This is a genomic window from Pseudomonas sp. HD57-3 (assembly GCF_056113135.1).
This window is the reverse complement of sequence record NZ_CM148568.1, coordinates 5,896,177-5,908,485: the sequence shown is the minus strand read 5'-3', so window position 1 is coordinate 5,908,485 and position 12,309 is coordinate 5,896,177. Positions and strand designations below refer to the sequence as shown.

The 12,309-nt window shown below is 61.5% G+C and carries 13 protein-coding genes; 11 read left to right on the top strand and 2 right to left on the bottom strand.

The annotated features are described in order from the left end of the window. Window positions 1-72 precede the first annotated feature (72 nt). From rsfS to AC0R79_RS26770, 11 genes are all read left to right on the top strand, one after another. Window positions 73-567, top strand: coding sequence for a ribosome silencing factor (rsfS, locus tag AC0R79_RS26820; protein ID WP_007958654.1), 495 nt, complete (start codon window positions 73-75; stop codon window positions 565-567). A gap of 9 nt (window positions 568-576) precedes the next feature. Then, the gene (gene rlmH, locus AC0R79_RS26815; RefSeq protein WP_003185785.1) at window positions 577-1,044 is read left to right on the top strand and encodes a 23S rRNA (pseudouridine(1915)-N(3))-methyltransferase RlmH; all 468 of its coding nucleotides are present in this window, start codon (window positions 577-579) and stop codon (window positions 1,042-1,044) included. A 9-nt stretch (window positions 1,045-1,053) separates the two neighbouring features. After that, window positions 1,054-2,949 (top strand): penicillin-binding protein 2, encoded by a 1,896-nt coding sequence (mrdA, locus tag AC0R79_RS26810; RefSeq protein WP_007958656.1) that lies wholly within the window; start codon window positions 1,054-1,056, stop codon window positions 2,947-2,949. A 31-nt stretch (window positions 2,950-2,980) separates the two neighbouring features. Beyond that, entirely contained in the window at window positions 2,981-4,084 is a 1,104-nt protein-coding gene (rodA, locus tag AC0R79_RS26805) for a rod shape-determining protein RodA (RefSeq protein ID WP_375748054.1), read from the top strand. Window positions 4,085-4,101: 17 nt separating this feature from the next. Then, on the top strand, window positions 4,102-5,112 hold the full coding sequence (gene mltB / locus AC0R79_RS26800; protein WP_007958658.1) for a lytic murein transglycosylase B: 1,011 nt from the start codon (window positions 4,102-4,104) through the stop codon (window positions 5,110-5,112). Further along, the gene (locus tag AC0R79_RS26795; protein ID WP_127800096.1) at window positions 5,112-6,119 is read left to right on the top strand and encodes a septal ring lytic transglycosylase RlpA family protein; all 1,008 of its coding nucleotides are present in this window, start codon (window positions 5,112-5,114) and stop codon (window positions 6,117-6,119) included. The genes mltB and AC0R79_RS26795 overlap by 1 nt, the downstream gene beginning before the upstream one ends. A gap of 183 nt (window positions 6,120-6,302) precedes the next feature. Beyond that, window positions 6,303-7,460 (top strand): D-alanyl-D-alanine carboxypeptidase family protein, encoded by a 1,158-nt coding sequence (locus AC0R79_RS26790; protein WP_011336095.1) that lies wholly within the window; start codon window positions 6,303-6,305, stop codon window positions 7,458-7,460. 84 nt (window positions 7,461-7,544) lie between these two features. Beyond that, window positions 7,545-7,820, top strand: a complete 276-nt coding sequence (locus tag AC0R79_RS26785) for a DUF493 domain-containing protein (RefSeq protein ID WP_007958664.1) — start codon at window positions 7,545-7,547, stop codon at window positions 7,818-7,820. Continuing rightward, on the top strand, window positions 7,820-8,467 hold the full coding sequence (gene lipB / locus AC0R79_RS26780; RefSeq protein ID WP_039771855.1) for a lipoyl(octanoyl) transferase LipB: 648 nt from the start codon (window positions 7,820-7,822) through the stop codon (window positions 8,465-8,467). The genes AC0R79_RS26785 and lipB overlap by 1 nt, the downstream gene beginning before the upstream one ends. A 25-nt stretch (window positions 8,468-8,492) precedes the next feature. Further along, window positions 8,493-9,491 carry a lipoyl synthase gene (gene lipA, locus AC0R79_RS26775; RefSeq protein WP_162130488.1) on the top strand — a complete coding sequence of 333 codons (999 nt, stop codon included), beginning with the start codon at window positions 8,493-8,495 and terminating at the stop codon, window positions 9,489-9,491. Between the two features lie 174 nt (window positions 9,492-9,665). Further along, a complete protein-coding gene (locus AC0R79_RS26770) occupies window positions 9,666-10,613 on the top strand; it encodes a S66 peptidase family protein (protein WP_127800094.1) in 948 nt (315 codons plus the stop codon). 51 nt (window positions 10,614-10,664) lie between these two features. Here AC0R79_RS26770 and AC0R79_RS26765 read toward each other — a convergent pair whose 3' ends face one another. Continuing rightward, on the bottom strand, window positions 10,665-11,987 hold the full coding sequence (locus AC0R79_RS26765) for a lytic murein transglycosylase (RefSeq protein WP_375747945.1): 1,323 nt from the start codon (window positions 11,985-11,987) through the stop codon (window positions 10,665-10,667). A 61-nt stretch (window positions 11,988-12,048) separates the two neighbouring features. Beyond that, the gene (gene arfA, locus AC0R79_RS26760; RefSeq protein ID WP_007958672.1) at window positions 12,049-12,213 is read right to left on the bottom strand and encodes an alternative ribosome rescue factor ArfA; all 165 of its coding nucleotides are present in this window, start codon (window positions 12,211-12,213) and stop codon (window positions 12,049-12,051) included. Window positions 12,214-12,309 lie beyond the last annotated feature (96 nt).

The following is a 12,309-nucleotide window of genomic DNA, read 5'->3' as shown; positions in this document are numbered from 1 at the left end:
ACAAGGCGTGCTTCACTGATACGAATCCACGTGTCGCCAAGCCGCCGAAAATATGAGCAAAACGAGTTTTATATGACTGACAAAGACCAAACCAAAGTAAAGCGCAAAGGCACATTCAAGAGCGCCCCGCTGCCAGAGCCGGTCAACACCAACGAACCGCTGAAGGGCGACGAGCTGGTCAAGGTGGCCGTTGCAGCCCTGGAAGACGTCAAGGCCCAGGACATCCAGATCATTGATGTGCGCGACAAGCAGAGCATCACCGACTACATGATCATCGCCACCGGTACTTCCAACCGCCAGATCAACGCGATGCTGGACAAGGTTCGCGAAGAGGTCAAAAAGAACGGCGCCAAGCCGCTGGGCGAAGAAGGCAAGGGCGACAGCGACTGGGTGCTGCTGGACCTGGACCTGGTGATCGTGCACATGATGACCGCCTCGGCACGTCAGTTCTACGATCTGGAGCGCCTGTGGGCCGGTGCCGAGCAAAGCCGTGCGGCGGACGCCAAGCACCACAGCCCGGAAAACACCCACGAGCATTTCACCAAGCTCAACAAAGACCAGCTGTAAGGGATTGCTGTGCGACTGCGACTGATCGCCGTCGGTTCACGCATGCCCAAGTGGGTGGAAGAAGGCTGGCATGAATACGCCAAGCGTCTTCCGTCCGAGCTGGCGCTGGAACTGGTGGAAATTCCGCTCAATACCCGTGGCAAGAACGCCGACGTGGCCCGCTTCATCCGTCAGGAAGGCGAAGCCATGCTGGCCAAGGTCGGGCCGAACGAGCGGATCGTCACCCTCGAAGTTCATGGCAAGCCGTGGAGCACCGAGCAACTGGCGGTCGAACTCGATCGCTGGCGCCTGGACTCGCGCACGGTCAACTTCATGGTCGGTGGCCCGGAAGGGCTGGCGCCGGAAGTTTGTGCCCGCGCGGATCAGCGCTGGTCGTTGTCGCCGCTGACGCTGCCGCACCCACTGGTGCGCATCCTCATCGGCGAGCAGTTGTATCGTGCCTGGACCGTGCTGTCCGGCCACCCTTACCACAAGTAATCCGCCCTCATGTCTCAGCCGATCCGCATCAAGGACCACGAAAAAGACGCCCGTCTGGTGCGTGGTCGCGTCGTGTTCGGCGCAATTGCGGTGGTGGCGCTGATTTGCGTGCTGATTGCGCGCCTGTACTACCTGCAGGTGATTCAGTACGAATATCACTCGACCCTGTCGGAAAACAACCGGGTGCATGTCCAGCCGATCCCGCCGACCCGTGGCCTGATTTTCGACCGCAACGGCGTGGTGGTGGCGGACAACCGTCCGAGCTTCAGCCTGAGCATGACCCGCGAGCGCTCCGGCGATTGGCAGCAGGTGCTCGACGTGATCGTCGAGGTCTTGCAGCTGACGCCGGAAGACCGGGTGATCTTCGAGAAACGCATGCGTCAGGGCCGCCGGCCGTTCGAGCCGGTGCCGATCCTGTTCGAGCTGAGCGAAGAGCAGATCGCCCGGATCGCGGTGAACCAGTTCCGCCTGCCGGGTGTTGAGGTGGTCGCGCAACTGGTGCGTCATTACCCGCAGGGCGCGCATTTCGCGCACTCGGTGGGTTACATGGGGCGGATCAACGAGAAAGAGCTGAAGACCCTCGATCCGGTCAACTACAGTGGCACCCACCACATCGGCAAGACCGGCATCGAACGCTTCTATGAAGCCGAGCTGCACGGCCAGGTGGGTTACGAAGAAGTCGAGACCAACGCCCGTGGCCGCGTTCTGCGCGTGCTCAAGCGTACCGATCCGGTGCCGGGCAAGGACATTGTCCTGAGCCTCGACATCAAGTTGCAGGAAGCTGCCGAGGCCGCGCTGGGCGGTCGGCGTGGCGCGGTGGTGGCGCTCGATCCGAAAACCGGCGAAGTGCTGGCAATGGTCAGCCAGCCGAGTTTTGACCCGAACCTGTTCGTCACCGGCATCAGCTTCAAGGCTTACGCCGAGCTGCGCGATTCGATCGACCGGCCGCTGTTCAACCGTGTGCTGCGCGGTCTGTACCCGCCGGGTTCGACGATCAAACCGGCGGTGGCGATTGCCGGTCTCGACGCGGGCGTTGTGACGGCGTCGAGCCGGGTGTTTGATCCCGGCTACTACATGCTGCCCAACTACGATCACAAGTACCGCAACTGGAACCGCACCGGCGACGGCTTCGTCGACCTCGACACGGCGATCATGCGGTCCAACGACACCTACTTCTATGACCTGGCACACAAGCTGGGCATCGACCGGTTGTCGGCCTACATGAACAAGTTCGGCATCGGCCAGAAGGTTTCGCTGGACATGTTCGAAGAATCCCCCGGCCTGATGCCGTCCCGCGAGTGGAAACGCGCGACCCGACGTCAGGCGTGGTTCCCCGGCGAAACCCTGATTCTCGGGATCGGCCAGGGCTACATGCAATCGACCCCGCTGCAACTGGCCCAGGCCACGGCGCTGGTGGCCAACAAGGGCGTGTGGAACCGACCGCACCTGGCCAAATCCCTCGAAGGCGTGAAACCGGTGGATGAGAATCCGATGCCGGACATCATCCTGCGCGATCCGTCGGACTGGACCAAGGTCAACCATGGCATGCAACAGGTGATGCACGGTGCACGCGGTACGGCGCGTAAAGCGGCGATCGGCGCGCAATACCGGATCGCCGGCAAGTCGGGTACGGCGCAGGTCGTGGCGATCAAGCAAGGTGAGAAGTACGACCGCTCCAAGGTTCAGGAACGCCACCGCGACCACGCCTTGTTCGTCGGTTTCGCGCCGGCGGATGACCCGAAAATCGTGGTGTCGGTGATGGTCGAGAACGGTGAGTCCGGTTCCGGCGTCGCGGCACCGGTGGTGCGGCAGGTCATGGATGCCTGGCTGCTGGATCAGGACGGACGGTTGAAGGCCGAATACGCCAGCCCTATCAGTGCGGAGGCTACGGCCCGTGATGAATAATTTCGATCGCATGCTCTCCAGCGAGGATGTGATGCGTCGCCGGGCGACGCTGTTGCAACGTTTGCATATCGACGGCCCGTTGCTGGTGCTGCTGTTGATTCTCGCGGCCGGCAGCCTGTTCGTGCTGTATTCCGCCAGCGGCAAGAGCTGGGATCTGCTGGCCAAACAGGCTACGTCGTTCGGCATCGGTCTGGTGTCGATGATCGTCATCGCCCAGTTCGAACCAAGGTTCATGGCCCGCTGGGTGCCGCTCGGCTACGTGATCGGGGTGGTGCTGCTGCTGGTGGTGGACATCATGGGCCACAACGCCATGGGCGCGACCCGCTGGATCAACATTCCCGGGGTGATCCGCTTCCAGCCCTCGGAGTTCATGAAGATCCTGATGCCGGCGACCATCGCCTGGTACCTGTCCAAGCGCACGCTGCCGCCGCAGCTCAAGCATGTCGGCATCAGTCTGCTGCTGATCGGCGTGCCGTTCATTTTGATCGTGCGCCAGCCTGACCTCGGCACTTCGCTGCTGATTCTGGCCGGTGGCGCGTTCGTGCTGTTCATGGGCGGGCTGCGCTGGCGCTGGATTCTCAGCGTGCTGGCGGCGGCTGTGCCGGTGTCGGTGGCGATGTGGTTCTTCGTCATGCATGACTACCAGAAGCAGCGGGTATTGACCTTCCTGGATCCGGAAAGCGATCCACTGGGCACCGGCTGGAACATCATCCAGTCGAAAGCCGCCATCGGTTCCGGCGGGGTATTCGGCAAGGGCTGGCTGCTGGGCACCCAGTCGCACCTGGACTTCCTGCCGGAAAGCCACACCGACTTCATCATCGCGGTACTGGGTGAAGAGTTCGGGCTGGTGGGCATCTGCGCACTGTTGCTGATCTATCTGTTGCTGATCGGTCGTGGCCTGGTGATTACCGCCCAGGCCCAGACGCTGTTCGGCAAATTGCTGGCCGGCGCTCTGACCATGACGTTTTTTGTTTACGTTTTCGTCAACATCGGTATGGTCAGTGGCCTGTTGCCGGTGGTGGGGGTGCCGTTGCCGTTCATTAGCTACGGCGGAACTTCGCTGGTGACGCTGCTGTCAGCGTTTGGGGTTTTGATGTCGATCCATACCCATCGCAAGTGGATCGCACAGGTTTGAATAAGGTGAAGAGTTCAATGCAAGTAATGCGTGACTGGGCGACACGATACGCACCGTGGCTCGGCCTGGTAGGCATCCTTGGCAGCGCGCAGGAAGCGTTGGCCGGCGATTACGAAGGCTCGCCCCAGGTGGCCGAATTCGTCGGTGAAATGACCCGCGACTACGGTTTCGCCGGCGAACAGCTGATGGCCGTGTTCCGCGAGGCCCAGCGCAAACAGGCGATTCTCGACGCCATCTCCAAACCGGCCGAACGGGTCAAGCAGTGGAAAGAATACCGTCCGATGTTCATCACCGACGCGCGCATTGCCCGCGGTGTGGACTTCTGGCGTCAGCACGAGGCCACCCTGGCCCGCGCCGAGCAGGAATACGGCGTTCCAGCCCAGGTGATCGTGTCGATCATCGGCGTTGAGACCTTTTTCGGACGTAATACCGGCAATTACCGGGTGATCGATGCCTTGTCCACGCTGGGTTTCGACTATCCTCCCCGTGCCGAATTTTTCCGCAAGGAGCTGCGTGAGTTCCTGCTGCTGGCGCGCGAAGAGCAGGTCGACCCGCTGACCCTCAAGGGTTCATACGCCGGGGCGATGGGTTTGCCGCAGTTCATGCCGAGCAGTTTCCGCGCCTACGCGGTGGATTTCGACGGCGACGGCCACATCAATATCTGGAACAACCCGGATGATGCGATCGGCAGCGTCGCCAGTTATTTCAAGCGTCACGGCTGGGTCGCCGGCGAACCGGTGGTCAGTCGCGCGGATGTACGGGGAGAGCAGGTGGATGAAGGCCTGACCACCGGTATCGAGCCGACGAAAACCGTCGGGGAGTTGCGAGCGCTGGGCTGGTCGAGTCATGATGCGCTGCGCGATGACATGCCGGTCACCGCATTCCGCCTCGAAGGCGACAATGGCCCTGAATACTGGATGGGCCTGAAGAATTTCTACGCGATCACGCGTTATAACCGCAGCGTGATGTACGCCATGGCCGTACATCAACTGTCTGAACAGCTGGTACAAGCACGGGGCGTCAAGTAATGCGGGCATTGCCTATCAATAAACCCCTGAAGCTGGTGGCTTTCGCTGCGTTGGCGGTGCTGGTCGCCAGTTGTTCGACCAGCCGTTCGCCGAGCCAGAAGCCGACCACCGCCGTGCGTTCGCAGCCGGGTCTGGACATCAACCGGGCCCACAAGGACGGCGCGCCGTGGTGGGATGTCGACGTATCGCGCATCCCGGATGCCACGCCGACCCTGCACACCGGCCCGTACAAGGCCAACCCGTACACCGTGCTGGGCAAGACCTACTTCCCGCTGCAGGAGTCCAAGACGTACGTGGCCTCCGGCACCGCGTCCTGGTACGGCACCAAGTTCCATGGTCAGAACACCGCCAACGGCGAGGTCTACGACCTGTATGGCATGAGTGCCGCCCACAAGACATTACCGCTGCCGAGTTACGTTCGGGTGACCAACCTGGACAACAACCGCACGGTGATCCTGCGAGTCAACGACCGTGGCCCGTTCTACTCGGACCGGATCATCGACTTGTCCTATGCCGCCGCCAAGAAGCTCGGTTATGCCGAAACCGGCACCGCGCGGGTCAAGGTCGAAGGCATCGACCCGCAACAATGGTGGGCCGCCAAGGGCCGTCCGGCGCCTTTGATGCTCAACGAGCCGCAAGTCGCGCAGAATAGCGCCCCGGTGATCACGGCCTCGGCCGGCACCGTCGAGCAATGGACCCCGCCGCCGCAGCAGCACGCCGCGGCCGTCGTGCCAGTTCAGCTCGATGCAAAAAAAAACGCTTCTGCACCAGCGTCTGGCCAGTATCTGCAGGTGGGCGCGTTCGCCAACCCGGACGCTGCAGAGCTCCTGAGGTCGAAGCTCAGCGGGATGGTGAGCGCTCCGGTGTTCATCAGCTCGATCGTGCGCAATCAGCAGACCCTGCACCGGGTTCGCCTGGGACCGATCGGTTCGCCGGGTGAAATTGCCCAGGTACAGAACAGCGTGCGCCTGGCCAACCTGGGTTCGCCAAGTGTGGTCACCGAGTAAACGTAGGACTTGATTGACGGTTCACCAGCGATTGGGGGGTGAACCAGGTTGTTGGCTCGTCGAAGAACAAAAGCCCGGCAAGGGTGACTGGAGTGAGCAACTGAACACGCGATGGCCCGTTAGAAAGCCATCTGATTAATTTTGTCCGCAAGGACAGTTTCCATTAGCGATTTCGAGAGACGGATGAACATCACCACCTTTGCCAAACGCCTGTGTCTGCTAGTCCCGCTGCTCCTCTCGCCAGCCGCCTTCGCGGCCGAGATGATGCCGTCGCCACCACAACTGGCCGCCAAATCCTACGTGCTCATGGATGCCAACAGCGGCAACGTGCTGGTGGAGAACAACGGTGACCAGCGTCTGCCACCGGCCAGCCTGACCAAACTGATGACCGCGTACATTGCCACGCTGGAAATCCGTCGCGGCCAGATCGGTGAAAACGACCCGGTGACCGTCAGCGAAAACGCCTGGCGCACCGGCGGTTCGCGGATGTTCATCAAGGTCGGCTCGCAAGTCACTGTCAGCGACCTGCTGCACGGCATCATCATCCAGTCCGGCAACGACGCCAGCGTCGCGGTGGCTGAACACATCGCCGGCAGCGAAGATGCGTTCGCCGACCTGATGAACAAGACCGTCGCCGATCTGGGCATGACCAATACCCACTTCATGAACCCGACCGGTCTGCCGAACCCTGAGCACTACTCGTCGGCTCACGACATGGCGATCCTGGCTCGCGCGATCATCCACGAAGACCCGGCTCACTACGCGATCTACTCGCAGAAAGAGTTCTTCTGGAACGGCATCAAACAGCCTAACCGCAACCTGCTGCTGTGGCGCGACAAGACCGTCGACGGTCTGAAAACCGGTCACACCGACGAAGCCGGCTACTGCATGGTGTCCTCGGCCGTACGTGACGGCATGCGCCTGATCGCCGTGGTGTTCGGCACCAACAGCGAAGTGGCACGTGCCGCTGAAACCCAGAAGCTGCTGACCTACGGTTTCCGCTTCTTCGAAACCCAGACCTTCTACCAGAAGGGCACCGAACTGGCTCAGGCCCCGGTGTGGAAAGGCACTACCAGTCAAGTCAAGGCCGGCCTGGCACAAGACCTGACCATGACCCTGCCGAAAGGCCAGCTGAAGAAGCTCGCTGCCAGCATGACCATGAACCCGCAACTGACCGCGCCAATCGCCAAGGGCGACGTGATCGGTAAAGTCGAAGTGAAACTGGACGACAAGGTGGTGCACAGCGCCGACCTGATCGCCCTGGACGCTGTCGAGGAGGGTGGTATCTTCCGCCGCATGTGGGATAGCATCCGTCTATTCTTCTACGGCTTGTTCAACTGATTTGAGTTGACCTGCATGGCCCCGTTCCGGTCCGGAGCGGGGCCTTGTTCGTTACCGGGCTTACGCTTACGAGGCCGTTACGCCATGACCGATACCGAAGTAAAGGCGCCAAAGATCGAATTTCCCCAGGTTGATTATCCGGTTAAGGTGATCAGCGATACGGGCGTCGGCAACAAAGACAAGATCATCGACATCGTCAAGAAACACGCCAAGATCAACGATGAGCGTGTCGACGAGCGTCAAAGCAGCAACGGCAAGTACACCACCATCCAGTTGCACATCGTCGCGACCGACCAGGATCAGCTGTACAACATCAACAGCGAACTGCGGGCTACCGGTTTCGTACACATGGTGCTGTGATGCCGGGCACGCTGGGCTTTCGCGAGCTTGGCCAGATGGCTTACGAGCCGGTCTGGCAGGCCATGCAACGTTTTACCAACGAGCGTGGCACCACGGCCCCGGACGAAATCTGGCTGGTCGAACACCCGCCGGTGTTCACCCAGGGCCAGGCCGGCAAGGCCGAGCACCTGTTGCTGCCGGGGGATATTCCGGTGGTGCAGGTCGACCGCGGCGGTCAGGTGACCTACCATGGCCCCGGCCAACTGGTGGCGTACCTGCTGCTGGATGTGCGCCGACTCGGTTTCGGCGTGCGCGATCTCGTCAGCCGCATGGAGCGCTGCCTGATCGAACTGCTGGCCAGCTACGGCGTGACCGCCGTGGCCAAGCCGGATGCTCCCGGCGTCTACGTCGACGGAGCGAAGATCGCTTCTCTGGGTTTGCGGATTCGCCACGGTTGTTCCTTTCATGGCCTGGCCCTGAACGTGGACATGAACCTGGAGCCGTTTCGACGGATTAATCCCTGCGGCTATGCCGGGCTGGCGATGACCCAGCTGAGCGAGCACGCAGGATCGATTGAATTTGCCGAGGTAAGTGCCCGGCTGCGCGCGCAGCTCGTCAAACACCTCGACTATGCTGAGCAGACGACCCTGACGGGCGGAATCGACTGATATGACTACTGATGCAGTGCAAACCATGATCCCGACGCTCGACGTGACCGAGCGCCCGGCCCCGCGTCCCAAGGTTGAAGCCGGCGTCAAGCTGCGCGGCGCCGAGAAGGTTGCACGCATCCCGGTGAAGATCATTCCGACCACCGAACTGCCGAAGAAACCCGACTGGATCCGCGTGCGCATCCCGGTTTCGCCGGAAGTCGACCGCATCAAGAGCCTGCTGCGCAAACACAAGCTGCACAGCGTCTGCGAAGAAGCGTCCTGCCCGAACCTGGGCGAATGCTTCTCCGGCGGCACCGCGACCTTCATGATCATGGGTGACATCTGCACCCGTCGTTGCCCGTTCTGCGACGTTGGTCACGGTCGTCCGAAGCCACTGGACGTCAACGAGCCGGAAAGCCTGGCCATCGCCATCGCCGACCTGAAACTCAAGTACGTGGTGATCACCTCGGTTGACCGCGACGACCTGCGTGACGGCGGTGCCCAGCACTTTGCCGACTGCATCCGCGAAATCCGCAAACTGTCGCCGAACGTGCAGCTCGAAACCCTGGTCCCGGACTACCGTGGCCGCATGGACATCGCCCTGGAAATCACCGCGGCCGAGCCGCCGGATGTGTTCAACCACAACCTGGAAACCGTACCGCGCCTGTACAAGGCTGCCCGTCCGGGTTCGGACTACCAGTGGTCGCTGACCCTGCTGCAACGCTTCAAGCAGATGATGCCGCACATCCCGACCAAATCCGGCCTGATGCTGGGTCTGGGCGAGACCGACGACGAAGTCATCGAAGTCATGAAGCGCATGCGCGAACACGACATCGACATGCTGACCCTGGGCCAGTACCTGCAACCGTCCCGCAGCCACTTGCCGGTGCAGCGTTTTGTGCACCCGGACACCTTCGCCTGGTTCGCCGAGGAGGGTTACAAGATGGGCTTCAAGAACGTCGCGTCCGGCCCGTTGGTGCGTTCTTCGTACCACGCCGATGAACAGGCAAAACTGGTCAAGGCCGAGCTGCTCGGTTCCTGATTCAGCGCTGAATGAAAAAATGCCCGCCGGGGTTTATCGCCCGGCGGGCATTTTTTTGCCTGGCTTACACTCGTTACTGACTTTTCCTGCAATCTGCGGCGCGGCTTAGCCTCTTCTGTTTGTCGCCGTTCCTGACTACTGTGTGAGCATGACTTCACACAGGGAGATCCATGGATGACCGTTCGACCGACCCACACCCTTTTTCCGCACAAGCCTGTGCCTGCACTGCCGTCGGAAGGACTGATAGGCGTGATTGCGCCCGCCGGCCCTGGCACGCTGGATACCGAAAAGGCCGTTCAGTGGATGCGCGCCCGGGGTTATGGTTTGCGAGTGTTCCCTGGCGTTTACGAGAAGGATGGCTATCTGGCCGGCAGCGACGAGGTACGGCTCAACGATCTGCACGCGGCGTTCGCTGACGAAGAGGTGGATGCAATCATTTGCCTGCGCGGTGGCTACGGCACGCCAAGGTTGCTGGACCGGATCGACTACGACCTGCTGAGCCGCCATGCCAAGCCCTTCGTCGGTTACAGCGACATCACCGCGCTGCATCTGGCTATTAGTCGCTACGCCGGGTTCGTGACCTTTCATGGGCCGTTGTTGAATGCCGATCTGCTGGGGGACAAGGAACCGCCGACGGTGACGTCGTTCTTCGCCATGCTGCGCGGTCAGTTGAAGGCCGGCAGTGTGATGAGTCATCCGGCGGCTTATCCATTGACCACCGTGGAGCCGGGTGTTGCCCACGGGCGTTTGCAGGGTGGCAATCTGGCGATGATCGCCGCGACCTTGGGCACGCCTTACGAAATCGACGTCGAAGGGGTGATTCTGCTCATCGAGGACATCAACGAGCCGCTGTACCGGATCGACCGCTTGCTGACCCAGATGCGTCTGGCGGGCAAGTTGGCCAGGTTGCGAGGCGTGTTGGTCGGGGATGTGGCTGGCGTGGATATCGAGGCTTTGAACCGCTTGCTCAAGCAGACCTTTGAACCGCTGCGGATTCCGGTGCTGTCCGGCTGGCGCAGTGGGCACTGCGATCCGAACCTGACGCTGCCGCTGGGGGCGCTGGTTCGACTGGATGCGGGTAAGAAGGAATTGATGCTGGAGCAGGATGTGGTGATTCGCTGATCGAGCCACAAAAAAAGACCGCCGCCTGAAGAGGCGGCGGTCTTTTTGTTTTTACTGGTTACGCAGGCTTTCCAGCAGCTTGTGCGTCGGATAACCGTCCGCCGGCCAGCCGAATGACTGCTGCGCACTTCGGATCGCCTTGCGCGTATTGGCGCCGATGATCCCGTCTGCCGCACCGGCGTCATAGTTGCGCGCGGTGAGCAGGTTTTGCAGTTCGATACGTTCAGTGCGGCTCAACGGCAGGTCGTCTTTCGGCCAGCTGCCATTGATCAGGCCGGCGCCGTTGAAGCGCTCGGACAACAGGCTCACGGCCAGTGCGTAGGATGACGAGTTGTTGTACTTGAGGATCGCCCGGAAGTTATCGAGGATCAGGAACGCCGGGCCACGGTAGCCAGCCGGCAGCAGCAGGGCGGCGGACAGTTGCTCGGAACCGGCCGGCACCTGGCCGCCGTTCGGCAGGATTACGCCCAACTGCCGCCATTCAGCGACGCTCTTGCGAATTGCGCCGTCGGCCAGGGTGTAGTTGAAACCGCTCGGCAGTTGCACTTCGAAGCCCCACGGCTGGCCACGCTGCCAGCCTGAGCTTTGCAGGTAATGCGCGGTGGAGGCCAATGCGTCAGCCGGGCTGCCCCAGATGTCGCGGCGACCGTCACCGTCGAAATCCACGGCGTGGGTGTTGTAGGTGGTCGGGATGAACTGGGTCTGGCCCATGGCACCGGCCCAGGAACCGAGCATTTTCTCCGGCGTGATGTCGCCCTGTTGCAGGATCTGCAGCGCCGCGATCAGCTGCGCATGGGCAAAGCCCGGACGGCGGCCTTCATAGGCCAGGGTCGCCAGCGAGTTGATCACCGACTTGCTGCCCTGGAACTGGCCGAAATTGCTTTCCATCCCCCACACCGACACCAATGCCTGACGATCGACGCCATAACGCTGTTCGATGCTTTGCAGGATGTCGGCGTACTGGCTGATCAGGGCCTGGCCTTTGCGCACGCGCAAGGGCGAAAGGGCACCGTCCAGATACTCCCAGACCGGCCGGGCAAATTCCGGCTGACTGCGGTCGGCGCGAATCACGCTGGCATCGAAACTGACATTGGCGAACGCGCGGTCGAACAGGTCGGCACGAATGCCGGCAGCCAGAGCTTCCTTGCGGAACCCTGCCTGCCATTCGGCAAAGGTCTGGGTCGGTTGCAGGTCGAGGTTGTCACCGGACGGCACTACCGGCGGGATGACCGCTGGGGCTGTGGCAACGGGGACGGTCTGAAGCGGTTGAGCGTCGGCGGCGGTTGGTTTTTCCGCGCAGGCGACGAGCAGTACGAAGCTGGAGGCAGCGATCAGTTGGCGCAAGGGCCAACGACGGGAAAGACTGAGGGGCATGCACAGGTCCAGGGAATACGAATCAGGTGCAGACCTTAACATGAGGAGGGGGTGCTGTGCTTCAAGCGGCCAGAAAGTAAGAAGCCTCCCAGCTGTCAGACTGGAAGGCTTCGCGGCGGTAGCTGCCTTTACCCTTGGTTGGTCGTTCCTGGCGGCTGCGGAACAGGGGTTGGGCGACGATGGATTTGGCCTTGTTGTGGCCATGTTTCGATGGCTTTTTGCTCATGAGGATTCTCTCGATCGAGTGGGGTTTTGCGCGGCAGATAATCTGCCGATCTCGAGCGTCTGTCTATAGGACCGAGGGCGGGATGTTCTGTAGGAA